Consider the following 17,969-nt stretch of genomic DNA (forward strand, 5'->3'; position numbering starts at 1 on the left):
TCTAGAACTGAACGAATAGGGTGTCGGGCTTAAGGCGTTTTGATTTCGAGACGGAAATCGACGGCTTTGGCGGTTGGCGCAATGGCCTGAATGAAACTGGTCTGCTCGCCGTACATCATCTGGCTTTTCCAGGTTTCTTCTTCGGCAACCGGGAAGCCTTCAGGGCCGAGCCAGGCGAAACGGTAGTAGAAGGTCTTGTTGTTGTAGCTGGTGTTGCTCAGCTGCACATTGACCGTCATGAAGCCGTTTTCCCGGGCCACGCGCATGGCGCCGACCACAATGTTCTTCAGCTTGCCCATGGCCACGACCTTGCTGGCAGCGCTGCCCGGCTCTGGTGGTGGCGGGGTGGCGCAGCCGGCCAGCAAGGCCAGGGCGACGACAGCGATGAGTTTGAAGCGCATGCAAAGACTCCGTTCTTAAGGTTGTTTGAGGCTGGCCACGGCGGTCGGATTGACACTCGGGATCACATGCGCAGCCACGCCGCTGGCGAACACTTGATTGCCCACGGCGCGCAGGGTGATGACCTGATAGCGCTGATCGACAGTGACCTTGACCACCGAGCCACCCACGACGCTCGGCAGCGTGACGCGGTGCTCGCCTTTTTTCAGCCGCAGACGCACCACTTGGGTGTTGTCCGGCAGCGTGCGCCATGTACGGGTATCGGCACCTTCGAGCACGGCTGAAGAGATACCGACTGCAAGCCCCGCCAGCGGATTGGTTTCGTTGATCTTCTTCTGTGCCACGCCACGGGTGATCGCCCGCACGGTGGTGCGCAGGATGATGCCCGGCATGTCGTCACGCAGCGCGCGACGGGACATGGCGGTGGTGCTGTTGAGCTGAGTCAGGTTCAGCTGCTGACCATCCACGCCGATCTGGGCGAAGGTCGCGGTGGAGGTATCCGGCTTGATGATCGGGAACGACAACGGCGTGATCACGATGTTGTTGCTGATCGGCAACGGCAGCGGAACGCGAATCGAGTCGCGGGATGGCGCCAGACCGCTTTGCACGACAATCAGAATGTCGCTGTCCTCGTCCTTGGCGGGTTTGTCGAGATTCACCAGCGCCTGTTCCAGCAGCGGCGTGTTCGGACGCAGCTCGGCGGCCTTGCGATAACCCGGCGCCGCCAGATCTTTCTCACCCAGGGCTTCATAGACGAAACCGGCCAGGTAATGGCTGAACGCACTCTGGTAGCTGTTTTTCAGGCTGACCACTTCCGGCGCGTCGAGGCTGGCCACCGGATAACCCTGAAGATCCTTGTACTGGGTTTTAACGCCTTCTTTCTCGGCTTGCTCTTCGCTCTTGAGGTATTCCTTGTCACGCAGATCGGCGATCACCGCTTCACGCTCGTGAGTTTTCTTGATCGCGGTGCGCGCGCCGTCGAAGTCATTCACCGCCAGCAGGTTGAGGGCCATCTGCGTGGTAAGCATGACTTTTTCGTAGTCGTAGCCTTCGTAGCGACGAACCTTGTCGTTGACCAGAAAGCTGCCGAACTGAGCCAGGTATTTGTCAGTGTCGAGCTTGACCGCGTCTTCCCACTTGCCCACCACCTGATCGGCGCTGGTCCAGGCGTTCTGGCTGCCGGACAAGTCGCCCTTGGCGCGCAGCAGTTCACCTTTCTCGAAGTAGTAGAGAAGGTCTTTGTCTTTGCCGGTGTTGTTCTTTTCCAGCAGGGTCAAAGCGGCGTCGACGTTGCCGGAAGCCAGTTGCTGGTTGGTTTGTGCAAGTTCCGAATCGTAGTTACGAAAGGCCGAGCAGCCGGAAAGCAACGTGACAGCGCTGAGCGCGATCAAGGTGGGGGCACGGAATGCCATAGGGGGTACGTCTTCCCTGAATAAAAGCAGCCGCGTGCGGGTCGGGCTGTTGGGACCCATCGGCAGGGCTGTTGGCCTCATGCCAATTCCTCATAAAAAGAGGAGCTTAAATGCCGCATAGCTATAACGGCGGCGCGGCATTATAAACAGGGATGCTGGCTATGTAATGGCTTTTTAATTACACATTTTCATAATGTGCCATTACTTATTTCAGGCCGGATACCACATTGCTTTCAGGTGCAGAAGCAGGTTCGAAAGCCACTCCGTTGCTGTAAGTCCGGTTGCCTAGCGCTCTCAGGCCTATCACCTGATGGTTCTGATCGATGCGGACTTTCAGGGGCGCGGCACCCGGTGCGTTGGGCAGGCTGATCAGGTGCTCGCCTTTTTTCAGGCGCAGACGCGTCATCAGAGTGATGTTGGGCAAGGTGCGCCAGGTTCGGGTGTCCGCATGCTCGAAGCCATCGTGCTGTGTCACGTAAGAGGCTTTGCTCGGGTCGCGTCGGTTGTCTGTAGCCTGAACAGAAGCGGCCAGGAAGGCGCGATAGGCGGTGCGCTGAATGATGCCAGGCATGTCGTCGCGCAACGTTCGCAAAGACATGTCGGTGATGCTGTTAACAAGGATCAGTTGCTGTTTGCGGCCATCGATCGTCATCTGCGTGAACGCCGGGGTTGACGTGTCGGGAACCATCACTGGAAACGATACGTTGGCGACGATCACCTGGTTGTCTTCCAGGCGCACCGGATAGGGGACACGAACCGAGCTGCGCGCCGGCGCCAGGCCGCTTTGCACGACAATCAGCACATCACTTTCATTTGCCTTGATTGCGGGTTGGTCGAGTTCGCGCAATGCCTGTTCGAAGAAGGGCAGGTCGGGACGCAACTCGATGGCCTGGCGATAACCCGGGGCGGCGAGATCACGCTCACCCAGCGCTTCATAGGTGAACCCGGCCAGGTAGTGACTGAATGCACTCTGATAGCCGTTTTTCAGCGCAATCACAGCGGGCGCATCGAGGGTCATCACGGGGTAGCCTTGAAGATCCTTGTAGTGCACGCGAACACCCTGGGCCTTGGCTTCTTCTTCGAGTCGCTCGTATTCCTTTTCCCGTTGACGGGCGATCAGTGTTTCACGTTCGTGGGTTTTCTTGATGTCGGCGCGGGCACCGTCGAAGTCATTCACGGCCAACTGGTTCAGAGCCATTTGCGTGGTCAGCATGACTTTTTCGTAGTCGTAGCCATCGTAGCGACGCAGTTTGTCGTTGATGATGCTGCCCCAGTGATCGCCCATCGCGGACAAGAGCTGTGTGCTGACAGACTCGACGGTGTCCTGGCGCTGGATCACCATTTGCTCCGCGCTACGCCAGGCAACCTGGCTTTGCGGCAGCGCCCCACTGGCACTCAGCACTGCACCTTTTTCAAAGTAGTAGAGCAAGTCCCGTTCTTCTGACGGATTGTGCAGTTCCAGCAGTTGGAGAGCGCCCTGCGGATTGCCCGCTTTCAGCTGGTCGGTGGTTTGTTCCAGTTCCAGGTCGTAGTTGCGGTAGGCGGCGCACCCGGTCAGTTGCAGGGCGAGGCTTAACATCAGAACGAAAAGAGGTGAACGCATGGACGATGATTCTTCCCTGAATTAAACCGCGGGAGGTGGCAATTTGCCGCCAACTGTACATGCCGTTGCACGGGAATTACCAACAAAGCTTGAGTGAAACTCATTGAGAGTGAACAATGTGTTACTTCGTATTTCCATTTGAGATTTATTCATGATTGCCTCCTCTCGTTTTCTGGCGTGGCTCGTGCTGCCGGTGATCGCGTTTTGCAGTTTCAATGCGTTGGCCGAAACCACGGAAGGTGCGTCCAAGGCCCTGCATTTGCTCGATTACATCGGCGCCGATTACCCGGCGACGGTCGAGGCGGGCAACGTCATTGATGAGTCTGAATACCGCGAACAGCAGGAATTTCTGAAGGTGCTGCAAGGCTTGATCGCCGATTTGCCGGCCAAACCCGAGCGCGCAGAGCTGGAGCAGGGCATCAGCAGCCTTCGTGTTGCAATCGCCGCTCGCAAGGACGGCGCGGATGTGGGCCGTCAGGCCCGGCAACTGGGCGCAAAACTGGCGGTGGCGTATGAGGTCAGTCAAGCCCCGATCATTACCCCGGACCCGACCCGCGGTGCGCCGCTATATGCTCAGCAATGCTCGGTGTGCCATGGCGATGCGGGCGCCGGTGATGGCCCGGCGGGCGTCGGCATGACGCCACCGCCGACCAATCTGCGCGATGCCGCGCGACTGGACCGTCTGAGCCTCTACGCGATCTACAACACGCTGGGCATGGGCGTCGAAGGCACCGACATGCCGGCTTTCGCCGATCAGCTGGATGACCGTCAGCGTTGGGACCTGGCGACCTACATCGCCAGCTTCAGCGCCGATCCGGCGGCGGCAAAATCCGAGAAAACCTACAACATCGCCGACCTGGCGCGTCGGACACCCGCCGAAGTGCAGGCCGCCGAAGGTGCGCAAGCGGCCGCGACCTTCCGCGCGCAACGGGCACAACCGCCGCAGGTCAAGCGCGGCCCGGGGCAATTGCTGGAATACACGGCGGCCACGTTGGACAAGAGCATCGCCGCCTACCGCGCCGGCGATCATGACCAAGCCTACGACCTGTCGGTGGCGGCGTACCTGGAAGGCTTCGAACTGGTCGAAAGCTCGCTGGACAACGTCAACGCCAACGTGCGCAAAGACACTGAGAAGTCCCTGATGGCTTACCGTCAGTCGTTGCAGGACGGCTTGCCGGTGGCCCAGGCCGAGCAACGTCTGGAGGCGGCCAAAGCCAAGTTGAAAGAATCTGCCGGCCTGCTCGGCAGCGATGGCTTGAGCTGGTCGCTGAGCTACATTTCCGGTTTGTTGATTCTGTTGCGAGAAGGTCTGGAAGCGATTCTGGTGCTCGCAGCGATCCTCGCGTTCCTGCGCAATACCGGCCAGCAATCGGCGGTGCGCAGTGTGAACACCGGCTGGGGCCTGGCGCTGCTGGCCGGGCTGGCGACCTGGGCGTTGGCGGCGTATGTGATCGACGTCAGCGGTGCCCAGCGAGAATTGCTGGAAGGTGCGACCGCTTTGTTTGCCAGTGTCATGGTGCTCTGGCTCGGCGTGTGGATGCACGACCGGCGCCACGCGGCGGCCTGGCAGGATTACATCAAGAGCAGCCTGGTCAGCGGCGGAGGGCGTTTCGGGTTTGCGATCCTGGCGTTCTTCTCGGTTTATCGCGAACTGTTCGAAGTGATCCTGTTCTACGAAACGTTGTGGTTGCAGGCCGGGCCAGCAGGGCATAACGCCGTGCTGGCGGGCGGCGCGACGGCGCTGGTACTGCTGATCGGTCTGGCCTGGGTCATTTTGCGCGGCTCGGCGAAACTGCCCTTGGCGTTGTTCTTCGGCATCAATGCCGGTTTGCTCTGCGCGTTGTCGGTGGTGTTTGCCGGCCATGGCGTGAAGGCGTTGCAGGAAGCCGGGGTGTTCGGCACGCGGCCGGTGCCGTTCTTTGACTTCGACTGGCTGGGGATCCACGCGGATGCCTATTCGCTGAGTGCGCAGGCCGTGGCGATCATTGCGATCATCGTGCTGTACAGCCGTAGCCGGATGGCCGAGAAGCGGCGGTTGCCGGTTTCTTAAAAGCATTCGCTGCGCTCACAATCGCGAGCAGGCTCGCTCCCACAGGATTGCGTATAACCTGTGGGAGCGGGCCTGCTCGCGATTTTTTTGGAAGAGGAAAACACAATGCGCGTGTGGATCGATGCCGACGCCTGCCCTCGGGCAGCCAAGGATCTGGTGGTGAAATTCGCCCTCAAGCGCCAGTTCGAAGTGGTACTGGTGGCCGGTCAGCCGCAGATCAAACCGGGCCTTGCCCTGGTGAAGCTGATCGTGGTGCCCAGCGGCCCGGATGCCGCCGATGATTACCTGGTGGAGCACGCGGTGCCGGGTGAGCTGGTGATTTGCAGCGATGTGCCGCTGGCGGATCGGCTGGTGAAGAAAGGCGTTGCGGCGCTGGACCCGCGCGGCAAGGAGTTCGACGCGCAGAACATGGGTGATCGGCTGGCGGTGCGTAACCTGTTCACCGATCTGCGTGAACAGGGCCAGATGAGCGGCGGGCCGGCACCGTTTGGCGAGCGCGAGAAGCAGGCGTTCGCCAATGCGCTGGACCGGATACTCACGCGATTGTCGCGCAAAGCCTAAGCCATGAATTGAATCCTGTGGGAGCGGGCTTGCTCGCGAAAGCGGTGTGTCAGCCACCATCAATGTTGAATGTCAGTCAGTCTTCGCGAGCAAGCCCGCTCCCACATTGAACAGTGTTACTCGTCGTTTTCGTGGGTCAGTTCCAGTACGCGGTCGACCAGTTTGTTGATGCCGGAAGCGGCCTCGCTGATCGATTGCGCCAGCATGTACGCTGGAGTGCTCACCAGCTTGCGCGCCTTGTCTTCGATGATGTCCGTCACCGCGCACTCGGCATGGGTGGCGCCCATCTTGTTCATTGCGGCGGCAGTATCGGCATCGTTGCCAATGGTGCAGGTCACGCCCGGGCCGTAGATTTTTGCCGCCAGGGCCGGCGAGATGCAGATCAGCCCCACCGGTTTACCGGCCTCGGCGAACGCTTCGGTCAATGCCAGGACGTCAGGTTGAATGCTGCAACCGGCGCCTTCGACGGCAAAGTTGGACAGGTTCTTGGCTGATCCGAATCCGCCAGGAACAATCAGCGCATCGAAGTCTTCGACGCTGGCTTCACGGATATCCTTGACGTTGCCCCGGGCGATGCGCGCCGATTCCACCAGTACATTGCGCGACTCGGGCATTTCCTGGCCGGTGAGGTGGTTGATCACATGCAATTGCGCGATATCAGGTGCGAAACACTGCACCTGGGCACCGCGCTGGTCCAGCCGCAGCAGGGTGATGACACTTTCGTGGATCTCGGCGCCGTCGTACACGCCACAGCCGGAAAGGATCACTGCAATTTTTTTGCTCATGGGCTTTTCTCCAGATTCATGGCGTTAAATGTCCACTAATTTGTCACTCGTTGCCATAGGGTTAATTCGCGGCTACACCTAATCTCTGCTGAACGATTCTGATCAGGTCGCGTCATGAACTTCATTCTGTATGCGGTGCCGTTTTTCTTTGTGCTGATTGTGGTCGAGTTGCTGGCCGACCGTTGGCGCGGGGTGAGCAATTACCGCGTGGCAGATGCGATCAACAGCCTCAGCACCGGCGTGCTGTCGACCACCACGGGTCTGTTGACCAAAGGCGTCGGCCTGGTCACTTATGCCTTCGCCCTGAAGCATCTGGCCGTGATCGAGCTGTCGGCCGACAGCGTCTGGGTCTGGGTGTTTGCTTTCGTCTTCTACGACTTCTGTTATTACTGGCTGCACCGCCTGGGCCACGAGCGCAACATCCTCTGGGCCGCCCATTCGGTGCATCACCAGAGTGAGGATTACAACCTCTCCACGGCCTTGCGCCAGACCAGTACCGGGTTTCTGTTGAGCTGGATTTTCTACCTGCCCATGGCCGTGCTCGGCGTGCCGCTGCTGGTGTTCGTCAGCGTTGCGGCACTGAACCTGCTGTACCAATTCTGGGTGCACACCCGGCACATTCCCAAGCTCGGCTGGTTCGAATGGTTCTTCGTCACGCCGTCCAATCATCGGGCTCACCATGCACAGAACGCTCTCTACATGGATCGCAACTACGGCGGGGTGTTCATTATCTGGGACCGTCTGTTCGGCTCGTTCCAGGAAGAGGACGACAACGAACCGGTGATTTTCGGTGTGACCACGCCACTGGCGAGCTGGAATCCGTTGTGGGCGAACGCGCAGTTCTATGCGCAGCTGTGGGATGACGCCCGGCGCGCCGAAAGCGGGTGGGACAAGCTGCGGATCTGGTTCATGCGTACCGGTTGGCGGCCGGCGGACGTAGCAGCCAAATACCCGATGAACAAGCCGGACCTGAGCCAGTTCCGCAAATTCGAGGTGGCGTTGGACGGGCGCCAGCAGTGGTATGTGGCGCTGCAGTTCTGCGTTTACATCGCCTTGGGCAGTTACTTGATGAACCTTGAACAGAGCCTGCCGACGTCCGCCCTGGTGTTGGGCTGGGGTGCCGTGGCATGGGGGCTGTTTGTGTTGGGTGTGGCCCTGGAGAATCGCCCGCAGGCATTGAAGCTGGAGCTGTTGCGGCTGGCGTCGAACCTGCCGCTGGTGTGGCTGGCGCCGATGGCCGGGCTATGGCCTGGCAGCGCGGTGGGCTGGGTGGGGCTGCTCAGTTACAGCCTGCTCAGCGGCATCGGTCTCTACTGTTGTAGAGACCGCTTCACTCGATTGGTGTCGTAGGTTCGCTGGACTTGGCCTGTTCGGCTTTCAACGCTTGCTCGTCGGCGTAGATCTTCTTTGCCAGACGGGCATTCTTGAAGCGCCGCCGCAGCCACAGGCAAAAACCCAGTACCAGCAGGGCGCCCAACACCCATAGCTCGTACTTCTTGACACTGCCCAGCATGCCTTCGAGCACCGCGCCGAAGTGATAGGCGGCGGAAGCCAGCGCGGCGGCCCAGATGGCTGCGCCAATTCCGTTGAGCAGCAAATAACGTCCCGGTGGATAGCCCGACAGACCGATCGCCACCGGCATCACGGTGCGCAGTCCATAGACAAAGCGAAAGCTCAGCACCCAAATGTCCGGGTGTTTGCGAATATGTTCCAGCGCCCGATCGCCCATCAGTTGCCAGCGCGGCTTGCGCGCCAGCAATTTGCGCCCGTGCTTGCGCCCCAGGAAATACCACAGCTGATCGCCGGCATAACTGCCGAGGAACGCCACGAGCATTACCACTTTGAGGTCCATGTATCCGCGGAACGCAAGGAAGCCTGCGAGCACCAGAATGGTTTCGCCTTCGAAGAACGTGCCGAGAAAGAGGGCGAAGTAGCCGAATTCCTGAAGAAATTGTTGGAGCATTGTCTGGGTGCTGGCGAAATGAACGCGCAGCCTAACGCTTCGTGCACATTCATGAAAGTGTCCAAATGTGTCTCGACGTGAACATTTCCTACAAGGACAATGGAATGCGGCTACCTGTCACAGGGCTAAGCACAACTGTCATTCGTTCGTCATAATGGCCGCTTATAACTGTCACGCTCGCCCGCCAGCGCGGGCTCAGGAGTCTGCCGTGAGCTTTACCCCCGCCAACCGTTTGTTTCCTGCAACCCGCCTGCGTCGCAACCGTCGTGATGATTTCTCGCGTCGACTGGTCCGTGAAAACGTGTTGACCGTTGACGACCTGATCCTGCCGGTGTTCGTGCTGGACGGTGAAAACCGTCGCGAAGCGGTGGCCTCGATGCCGGGTGTCGAACGCCTGACCATCGATTTGTTGCTTGAAGAAGCGGCCAAGTGGGTCGAGCTGGGGATTCCTGCGTTGGCACTGTTCCCGGTGACACCACCAGAGCTCAAATCCCTGGACGCCGCTGAAGCCTGGAACCCCGACGGCATCGCTCAGCGCGCTACCCGGGCTCTGCGTGATCGATTCCCGGAGTTGGGTGTGATCACCGACGTCGCTCTGGACCCGTTCACCACCCACGGTCAGGACGGCATCCTCGACGAAGAAGGCTATGTGCAGAACGACATTACCGTCGACGCACTGGTTAAACAGGCTTTGTCCCACGCTGAAGCCGGCGCTCAGGTGGTGGCTCCGTCGGACATGATGGACGGTCGCATTCAGGCCATTCGCGAGGCACTGGAGCTGGCCGATCACGTCAATGTGCGGATCATGGCTTACTCGGCCAAATACGCCAGCGCCTATTACGGCCCGTTCCGCGATGCGGTGGGCTCGGCGCTGAACCTGGGCAAGGCCAACAAGGCTTCCTATCAGATGGACCCGGCCAACAGCAATGAAGCCTTGCACGAAGTGGCAGCGGACTTGTCAGAAGGCGCGGACATGGTCATGGTCAAGCCAGGCATGCCGTATCTGGATATCCTTTACCGGGTCAAGGAAGAATTCAAAGTGCCGACCTTTGTCTATCAGGTCAGTGGCGAATACGCCATGCACATGGCAGCGATCCAGAATGGCTGGTTGAGCGAAGGGGTTATCCTCGAATCCCTGACCGCTTTTAAACGTGCAGGCGCTGATGGCATCCTGACTTACTTTGCCGTCCGCGCTGCTCAATTGTTACGAGAGCAAAAATAGCCCTCCCAGGAACATTCGATGAATACCGAAGGACTCACTGAAGTTGCCGTAAAAGATGCTCAACCCGTGGTGGAGCAAATTGCTGAAACCCCGCCGGAGCTGGAGCCTGCTCCAGCGGCGGTGGTAGCCGAGCCCGCCGTGTCGGCGCCAGCGATTGCCATTCCCGGCCTGGATGACAGCAGCCTGTACATCCATCGCGAGCTCTCGCAACTGCAGTTCAATATCCGCGTGCTGGAACAGGCGCTGGATGAGTCTTACCCGTTGCTGGAGCGGCTGAAGTTTCTGCTGATCTTTTCCAGCAACCTGGACGAGTTCTTCGAGATTCGGGTAGCCGGCCTGAAGAAGCAGATCACCTTCGCCCGTGAACAGGCCGGCGCCGATGGCCTGCAGCCGCACCAGGCGCTGGCCCGCATCAGCGAGTTGGTGCACGGCCACGTCGATCGCCAATACGCGATCCTCAATGACATTCTGTTGCCGGAACTGGAAAAACATCAGGTCCGCTTCATCCGCCGCCGCTACTGGACCACCAAGCTCAAGACCTGGGTTCGTCGTTATTTCCGCGACGAGATCGCGCCGATCATCACCCCGATCGGCCTTGACCCGACGCACCCGTTCCCCTTGCTGGTGAACAAGAGCCTGAACTTCATTGTCGAGCTCGAAGGCGTCGACGCCTTCGGTCGCGACTCCGGTCTGGCGATCATCCCGGCACCGCGTCTGTTGCCGCGAATCATCAAGGTGCCGGAAGAAGTCGGTGGCCCGGGCGACAATTACGTGTTCCTGTCGTCGATGATCCACGCCCACGCCGATGACCTGTTCCAGGGCATGAAGGTCAAGGGCTGCTACCAGTTCCGCCTGACCCGAAACGCCGACCTCGCGGTCGATACCGAAGACGTGGAAGACCTGGCGCGCGCCCTGCGCGGCGAGTTGTTCTCCCGTCGCTACGGTGACGCGGTGCGGCTGGAAGTGGCCGACACCTGCCCGAAACACCTGTCCGATTACCTGCTCAAGCAGTTCAACCTGCACGAGACCGAGCTGTATCAGGTCAACGGCCCGGTCAACCTGACCCGGCTGTTCAGCATCACCGGTCTGGACAGCCATCCGGAGCTGCAATACACCCCTTTCACCCCGCAGATCCCGAAACTGCTGCAAAACAGCGAGAACATTTTCAGCGTGATCAGCAAGCAGGACATCCTGCTGCTGCACCCGTTCGAGTCGTTCACCCCGGTGGTCGACTTGCTGCGCCAGGCGGCCAAGGATCCGCACGTGTTGGCGGTCCGTCAGACGTTGTATCGCAGTGGCGCCAACTCCGAGATCGTCGATGCGCTGGTGGACGCTGCGCGCAACGGCAAGGAAGTGACGGCGGTGATCGAATTGCGCGCGCGGTTCGACGAGGAATCCAACCTGCAACTGGCCAGCCGTCTGCAAGCGGCCGGTGCGGTGGTGATTTACGGCGTGGTCGGTTTCAAGACCCACGCCAAAATGATGCTGATTCTGCGCCGCGAGGCTGGCGAGATTGTCCGTTACGCTCACTTGGGTACCGGCAACTATCACGCGGCCAACGCCCGTCTGTACACCGACTACAGCCTGCTGACTTCCGACGACGCCTTGTGCGAAGACGTCGGCAAACTGTTCAGCCAGTTGATCGGCATGGGTAAAACCCTGCGCATGAAGAAACTGCTGCACGCGCCGTTCACCTTGAAAAAGGGCATGCTCGACATGATTGCCCGGGAGACGCAATTCGCCCTCGATGGCAAGCCGGCGCACATCATCGCCAAGTTCAACTCGCTGACCGATCCGAAGGTCATCCGCGCGTTGTACAAGGCCAGTCAGTCCGGGGTGCGTATCGATCTGGTGGTGCGCGGCATGTGCTGCCTGCGACCGGGCATCGCCGGGGTCTCGCACAACATCCATGTGCGCTCGATCATCGGCCGCTTCCTGGAACACACCCGGGTCTTCTACTTCCTCAACGGCGGCGAAGAGCAGATGTTCCTGTCCAGCGCCGACTGGATGGAGCGCAACCTCGACAAGCGCGTCGAGACTTGCTTCCCGGTCGAAGGCAAGAAGCTGATTTTGCGGGTCAAGAAAGAGCTGGAGCTTTATCTCACCGATAACACTCACAGCTGGAGCCTGCAGTCGGACGGTCGCTACGTGCGCAATACGCCGACCGGCAACCAGAACCCGCGCAGTGCCCAGGCAACGTTGCTTGAGCGTTTGGGCAGTCCGATTCTTGCCGTACGTTAACCTCGGCGTAGCGTAAAAAAATGGCGATCCCTGCGGATCGCCATTTTTGTTTTCACCGGACGTTTATGCCGAACCTGTTCTGTGTAGGAGCTGCCGAAGGCTGCGATCTTTTGATCTTGATCTCTGAAAAGCAAGATCAAAAGATCGCAGCCAGCGGCAGCTCCTACGGGATTGTCGGCAGCTTTCTGATTAGCGGACGTTCAGCACGAAGCTGACGCGGGTCAGCCACTCCGCTTCCAGGGCGAAGTCGGCCTGGGTCAGCTGGTTGTCATCCAGCCAGTGTTCCGGGAACAACACATCCAGGCTGTCGCCGTTGGCGTGCAGCACGACCTGGGGCATTTCCTGGGTGCCGCGGATGTGATGGAACAGAATCGCAAAGCGCAGTAGCACGCACAGGCGAATCAGCTTGATGCCGTCGTCGCCGAATTCGGCGAACTTGTCCTTGGGAATGTTGCGTCGGTGGCCACGCACCAGTAGCGCGAGCATTTGCTGGTCTTCGCGAGAGAATCCGGCCAGGTCCGAGTGCTCGATCAGGTAGGCACCGTGCTTGTGGTACTGATAGTGGGCGATGTCCAGGCCCACCTCATGGACCTTGGCCGCCCAGCCCAGCAATTCGCGCCAGACGCCATCGTTCAGGTCCCAGTCTTCAGCCACTTGATCGAAGGCGTGCAGTGCCTTGCGTTCGACTCGTACGGCTTGTTCCTGATCGACGTGGTAACGCTCCATCAGCGAGCTGAGTGTGCGCTCACGGACGTCTTCGTGATGATGACGGCCCAGCAGGTCATAGAGCACGCCTTCGCGCAGGGCACCTTCACAGTGGTCCATGCGTTGCAGTTCGAGGGCATCGAAGATCGCTTCGAGAATCGCCAGACCGGCGGGGAAGATTGCCCGGCGATCGGGCTTGATGCCTTCGAAGTCGATTTTCTCGATATCGCCGAGTTTGATCAGCTTGCGCTTGAGCCAGGCCAGGCCTTCGGCGTTCACTTCGCCAGTGCCATGCCCGCCGGCCTTCAGCGCCAGGCCAATGGCGCGAATGGTGCCCGAGGAGCCGATGGCTTCATCCCAGGTCAGGCGGTGCAGGGCGTGTTCGATGCTCATGATCTCCAGCCGCGCCGCGGTGTACGCCTGGGCGTAGCGGGCCGGGGTGATCTTGCCATCCTTGAAATAGCGCTGGGTGAAGCTGACGCAGCCCATTTGCAGGCTTTCGCGCAGCAGCGGCTCGAAGCGCTGGCCGATGATGAATTCGGTACTGCCGCCGCCGATGTCGGCCACCAGGCGCTTGCCCGGCGTATCGGCGAGGGTGTGAGAGACGCCGAGGTAAATCAGACGCGCTTCTTCACGGCCGGAGATGACTTCTATCGGGTGACCGAGGATTTCTTCGGCTCGATGGATGAATTCGCCGCGGTTACGGGCTTCGCGCAGGGCGTTGGTGCCGACGATCCGCACGGTGCCGGGCGGCATACCGCTGATCAGTTGGGCGAAACGCTTCAGGCAATCGAGCCCGCGCTGCATGGATTCTTCGCTGAGTTGACGCTCTTCGTCGATGCCGGCGGCCAGCTGAACCTTCTCCCCGAGACGCTCGAGAATACGGATTTCGCCGTTTTGGGCCTTGGCCACGACCATGTGAAAGCTGTTGGAGCCCAGGTCGATTGCGGCGATCAGGGACAGATTCTTGGCTTGGGGTAGCGGCATGGTCAGGGGTCTCGGTCGATAACCCCGACATCGTGCCACGATCAAACGCTCGCGCCAACGCGCAGGTGACCGCTTTGCGGTCAATCGCGAGCAGGCTCGCTCCCACAGGATCCCATGTTGCCTTCAATCTTGCGGCTGACACAGAGCCAACGTGGGAGCGAGCCTGCTCGCGATGACGGTCTCAAAGACGCTGCGTATCCCTCAGCCCGCCGCCTCGACGGTCCCAATGAAATTCGCCAGCTCCGCCGTCTGCGGATTGGCAAACAGAATCTTCGGATCTCCCACCTCGTGCACCTTGCCATGGTGCATGAATACCAACTTGTCCCCAACCTCCCGGGCAAAACGCATTTCATGGGTGACCATGATCAGCGTCATGCCTTCCTTGGCCAGTTGCCGGACCACGCTGAGCACTTCGTTGACCAGTTCCGGGTCCAGGGCCGAGGTGATTTCGTCGCACAGCAGCACTTTGGGTGACATCGCCAGCGCCCGGGCGATCGCCACCCGCTGTTGCTGCCCGCCGGAGAGCCGATCCGGGAAAGCATCGAACTTTTCCCCCAGCCCGACCCGTTCCAGCATCTGCCGCGCCAGTTCGGCGGCTTTGGCTTTCGGCACTTTCTGCACCACTTGCGGCGCGAGCATGACGTTCTCGCCCACGGTCAGGTGCGGGAACAGGTTGAATTGCTGGAACACCATCCCGACTTTCTGCCGCAGGCTGCGCAGGTCGGCGCGGGCGGCGTCGAGGTATTCGCCGTCGACTTCGATCACGCCGTCGTTGATCGATTCCAGGCCATTGAGGGTGCGCAGCAAGGTGGATTTGCCCGAGCCGCTGCGGCCGATGATCGCCACCACCTGGCCTTCGTCGACACTCAGGTCGATGCCTTTGAGCACATGGTGGTCGCCGTAATATTTATGCAGGGCGGAAATTCTAAGCAGAGGCATGTAGTCTCCTTTCCAGGTAGCGCGCACTGAGGGACAAGGGGTAGCAGAGCAGGAAGTAACCGAGCGCCACCAGGCCGTAGACCATGAAGGGTTCGAAGGTCGCGTTGGCGAGCATGCCGCCGGTTTTGGTCAGTTCGGTGAAGCCGATGATCGAAGTGACGGCGGTGCCTTTGACCACTTGCACCGAAAAGCCCACGGTCGGCGCCACGGCGATGCGCAATGCTTGCGGCAGGATCACGTAACGCAGTTGCTCCAGCGGGTTGAGCGCCAGGCTCGACGAGGCTTCCCACTGGCCGTTGGGGATCGAGTCGACGCAACCGCGCCAGATCTCCGCCAGGTAAGCACTGGTGAACAGCGTCAAGGCAATCGCCGCGGCCATCCACGGTGAAATCTCTGCACCGGCTAATGCCACACCGAAGAACACCAGAAACAGCTGCATCAACAACGGCGTGCCCTGGAACAGTTCGATGTAGGTGCGGGCGAAGTTGCTGGGCAGGGATTTTTTTGAGATCCGCATCACCATGATCAGCAAGCCGATCACGCCACCGCCGATAAACGCCACCAACGACAATGCCAAGGTCCATTGCAGGCCCGTGAGCAGGTTGCGCAGGATGTCCCAGAAGGTGAAATCGCTCATTGGCTGGTCCTTGCGCTGCTTCTTGATATAAACCGGCGGCCGATCCAGTTCAGCAATTGGCGGATCAGCAGCGCCATGCACAGATAGATCAGTGTGGTCAGGGCATAGGTTTCAAAGGCGCGGAAGTTGCGCGATTGAATGAAATTGGCGGCGAAGCTCAGCTCTTCGGTGGCGATCTGCGAACAGACTGCCGAGCCGAGCATGACGATGATGATCTGGCTGCTCAGGGCCGGCCAGACCTTGCCCAGCGCCGGCAGAAGAACCACGTGGCGGAAGGCTTCGAAGCGTGTCATCGCCAAGGCGGCTGCGGCTTCCAGCTGCCCCCTCGGGATGGCTTGAATGCCGGCGCGGATGATTTCGGTCGAATAGGCCCCCAGGTTGATCACCATTGCCAGCACCGCCGCCTGCCATTCGGAAATCTGCAGGCCCAGCGACGGCAAGCCGAAGAAGATGAAAAACAACTGCACCAGGAACGGCGTGTTGCGGATCAACTCGACGTAGACCCCGAAAATGCCGGCGAACGGGCGGATATTCCACGCCCGCACCAGCGCCCCGACGATACCCAGACTGACCCCGAGCACCGCGCCAATGGCCGTCAACTCAAGGGTGAACAGCGCGCCGCGCAGCAGCAGGTCGGTGTTTGCCACCACCGGCAAGAAATCGAACTGATAAGCCATAAATCGTCTCCCGCGCGAACGATCAGAGATCGGCCGGCAGCGGCTCTTTCAGCCAGGTTTGCGAGTTCTTCTCCAGCGCGCCGTCAGCCTTGGCCGTGGTGAGGATGTCGTTGACCTTGCTCAGCAGCGCCGGCTCGTTCTTGTTCACGCCAACGTAAACCGGCGAATCCTTGAGCTTCACTTTCAGGGCTGGCACGCGTTTCGGGTTTTTCTCGCTGATCGCCACCATCACCACGTTGCCGCTGGCGATCAGGTCGACTTGCCCCGCGAGGTAGGCGGCGATGGTCGAGTTGTTGTCTTCGAAGCGTTTGATCGTCGCGCCTTCGGGGGCGACTTTGGTCAGTTCGATGTCTTCGATGGCGCCCCGGGTGACGCTGATGGTTTTGCCCTTGAGATCGTCCAGGCCCTTGATGGCGGCGTCTGGCGGGCCGAACACGGCGAGATAGAACGGGGCGTAGGCACGGGAAAAGTCGATGACTTTCTCGCGCTCGGGGTTCTTGCCGAGGCTGGAAATCACCAGGTCGACCTTGCCGGTGGTCAGGAACGGGATGCGGTTGGTGCTGTTGACCGGGGTCAGTTCGAGTTTGACCTTGAGCTGGTCGGCCAGCAGTTTGGCGGTGTCGATATCGAGGCCGCGAGGTTTCATGTCCGGGCCGACCGAGCCGAATGGCGGGAAGTCCTGGGGCACGGCAACTTTGAGGGTGCCGCGTTTGACCACATCCTCCAGACCGTCGGCGTGGGCGGGTGCCTGGCTCAGCATCAGGCTGGCAAACAGGGCAGCGAGGAGGGCGCTGTAACGCTGGGTCATGGCAAATCTCCGGATCGGCGGGAAGTGATTTCTGCGGATCGACAGAGCACGGGCCATGCCAAGATTGACGTTTGAGGGGTGCAGGCCACGGTTTTGCTGGTGTTGTAAGGTCTTACTGGTCTGAACAGTTGGGCGGCATTTCGCACCCTGATGGCGCACCCGTGAAAATACTCGAACCCCCATGGGGCACGACTTGCCGGACGTCGCGAATAGCTTTACAACTAGCCGCTCATTGGCCTGGCTCATCCAAAACAATCATGAACTCGATCTCTCGCGCGGTGCCCGAAGTGGCGCTGCAAGCCATCCGCAAACTGATCACCGAGCAAGGCTTCGGGGCGGGGGATGCGTTGCCCTCGCAACGGGACCTGGCGGTGCAATTGGGGGTCAGTCGGGCGTCGCTCCGCGAGGCGTTGTCGTCCCTGAGTGCGCTGGGCGTGATCAGCATCCAGCCGGGCAAGGGCGTGTTCGTGCAGTCGCCGGTCGATTTGCCCCGGGGCGATGCGACACCGGGTTGGCCGTTCGCGGCCCAGGCATCGCCGCTGGACATCTTCCAGTTGCGCTATGCGTTGGAGGGTTTTGCCGCCGGGCTGGCGGCGGTGACCCTGAGCACCGATGAGCTCGATGCCCTGGAAGACAATGTCGCCGCCATGCGCAACGAACTGCGGGCCGCCGACTTCGATGCGGCGGCGCGACTGGACTTCGAGTTCCACCGGCGCATCCTCCTGGCCAGCGGCAATCAGGCGATGCTGAGCATCCTGAGCGCCAGTGCCGACATCTTCCTGGAAAGCCAGAAGCTACCGTTCATCCGGGCCGAACGCGCCATGGAAACCTGGCAGGAACACCGTAAAATCCTCCGCGCGTTGGCTCGCCGGGCTTCAGGTGCTGCGCAGAAGGCGATGCAGGAGCATGTGCGCAACGCCGCCCTGCGCACCGGAATTGCGTTCGTCGCTCCCGCCACCTCGTGACTTGAGCTATACCCA

General features: G+C 60.3%; 16 protein-coding genes. 6 read left to right on the top strand and 10 right to left on the bottom strand.

The window, feature by feature from the left end; translation table 11 throughout:
- Positions 1–29: 29 nt before the first annotated feature.
- From KGB14_RS27145 to KGB14_RS27155, 3 genes are all read right to left on the bottom strand, one after another.
- Complete coding sequence (locus KGB14_RS27145; RefSeq protein WP_223490503.1) at positions 30–401, bottom strand: YcfL family protein; 372 nt, start codon at positions 399–401, stop codon at positions 30–32.
- A gap of 15 nt (positions 402–416) precedes the next feature.
- Positions 417–1,811, bottom strand: a complete 1,395-nt coding sequence (locus tag KGB14_RS27150) for a COG3014 family protein (RefSeq protein WP_223490504.1) — start codon at positions 1,809–1,811, stop codon at positions 417–419.
- A gap of 205 nt (positions 1,812–2,016) precedes the next feature.
- Entirely contained in the window at positions 2,017–3,414 is a 1,398-nt protein-coding gene (locus KGB14_RS27155) for a COG3014 family protein (protein WP_223490506.1), read from the bottom strand.
- Between the two features lie 151 nt (positions 3,415–3,565).
- Here KGB14_RS27155 and KGB14_RS27160 point away from each other — a divergent pair, with 151 nt between their 5' ends.
- Entirely contained in the window at positions 3,566–5,464 is a 1,899-nt protein-coding gene (locus tag KGB14_RS27160; protein WP_223490508.1) for an FTR1 family protein, read from the top strand.
- 105 nt (positions 5,465–5,569) lie between these two features.
- Positions 5,570–6,025 (top strand): YaiI/YqxD family protein, encoded by a 456-nt coding sequence (locus KGB14_RS27165; RefSeq protein WP_150632076.1) that lies wholly within the window; start codon positions 5,570–5,572, stop codon positions 6,023–6,025.
- 116 nt (positions 6,026–6,141) lie between these two features.
- Here KGB14_RS27165 and elbB read toward each other — a convergent pair whose 3' ends face one another.
- The gene (elbB, locus tag KGB14_RS27170; RefSeq protein WP_223490510.1) at positions 6,142–6,810 is read right to left on the bottom strand and encodes an isoprenoid biosynthesis glyoxalase ElbB; all 669 of its coding nucleotides are present in this window, start codon (positions 6,808–6,810) and stop codon (positions 6,142–6,144) included.
- Between the two features lie 114 nt (positions 6,811–6,924).
- Here elbB and KGB14_RS27175 point away from each other — a divergent pair, with 114 nt between their 5' ends.
- Entirely contained in the window at positions 6,925–8,160 is a 1,236-nt protein-coding gene (locus KGB14_RS27175; RefSeq protein ID WP_223490512.1) for a sterol desaturase family protein, read from the top strand.
- Here KGB14_RS27175 and KGB14_RS27180 read toward each other — a convergent pair.
- Positions 8,141–8,773, bottom strand: coding sequence for a DedA family protein (locus KGB14_RS27180; RefSeq protein WP_223490514.1), 633 nt, complete (start codon positions 8,771–8,773; stop codon positions 8,141–8,143). The genes KGB14_RS27175 and KGB14_RS27180 overlap by 20 nt on opposite strands.
- Positions 8,774–8,981: 208 nt before the next feature.
- Between KGB14_RS27180 and hemB the strand changes: the two genes are divergently transcribed.
- Positions 8,982–9,995 carry a porphobilinogen synthase gene (gene hemB, locus KGB14_RS27185; protein WP_008076082.1) on the top strand — a complete coding sequence of 338 codons (1,014 nt, stop codon included), beginning with the start codon at positions 8,982–8,984 and terminating at the stop codon, positions 9,993–9,995.
- An 18-nt stretch (positions 9,996–10,013) separates the two neighbouring features.
- On the top strand, positions 10,014–12,236 hold the full coding sequence (ppk1, locus tag KGB14_RS27190; RefSeq protein ID WP_223490516.1) for a polyphosphate kinase 1: 2,223 nt from the start codon (positions 10,014–10,016) through the stop codon (positions 12,234–12,236).
- 189 nt (positions 12,237–12,425) lie between these two features.
- On the opposite strand, the gene ppx is transcribed toward ppk1, so the two are convergent.
- From ppx to KGB14_RS27215, 5 genes are all read right to left on the bottom strand, one after another.
- Positions 12,426–13,928 (bottom strand): exopolyphosphatase, encoded by a 1,503-nt coding sequence (gene ppx / locus KGB14_RS27195; RefSeq protein ID WP_223490518.1) that lies wholly within the window; start codon positions 13,926–13,928, stop codon positions 12,426–12,428.
- Between the two features lie 201 nt (positions 13,929–14,129).
- A complete protein-coding gene (locus KGB14_RS27200) occupies positions 14,130–14,867 on the bottom strand; it encodes an amino acid ABC transporter ATP-binding protein (protein WP_223490520.1) in 738 nt (245 codons plus the stop codon).
- Positions 14,854–15,504 (bottom strand): amino acid ABC transporter permease, encoded by a 651-nt coding sequence (locus KGB14_RS27205; protein WP_223490522.1) that lies wholly within the window; start codon positions 15,502–15,504, stop codon positions 14,854–14,856. Before KGB14_RS27205 ends, KGB14_RS27200 begins: the two co-directional genes overlap by 14 nt.
- Positions 15,501–16,181, bottom strand: coding sequence for an amino acid ABC transporter permease (locus KGB14_RS27210; RefSeq protein ID WP_223490525.1), 681 nt, complete (start codon positions 16,179–16,181; stop codon positions 15,501–15,503). Before KGB14_RS27210 ends, KGB14_RS27205 begins: the two co-directional genes overlap by 4 nt.
- Before the next feature lie 22 nt (positions 16,182–16,203).
- A complete protein-coding gene (locus KGB14_RS27215) occupies positions 16,204–16,989 on the bottom strand; it encodes a transporter substrate-binding domain-containing protein (protein WP_223490527.1) in 786 nt (261 codons plus the stop codon).
- A gap of 257 nt (positions 16,990–17,246) precedes the next feature.
- Between KGB14_RS27215 and KGB14_RS27220 the strand changes: the two genes are divergently transcribed.
- A complete protein-coding gene (locus KGB14_RS27220; RefSeq protein ID WP_223490530.1) occupies positions 17,247–17,954 on the top strand; it encodes a FadR/GntR family transcriptional regulator in 708 nt (235 codons plus the stop codon).
- Positions 17,955–17,969 lie beyond the last annotated feature (15 nt).

This window comes from Pseudomonas sp. A-RE-19 (assembly GCF_019956555.1).
Lineage (GTDB): Bacteria > Pseudomonadota > Gammaproteobacteria > Pseudomonadales > Pseudomonadaceae > Aquipseudomonas.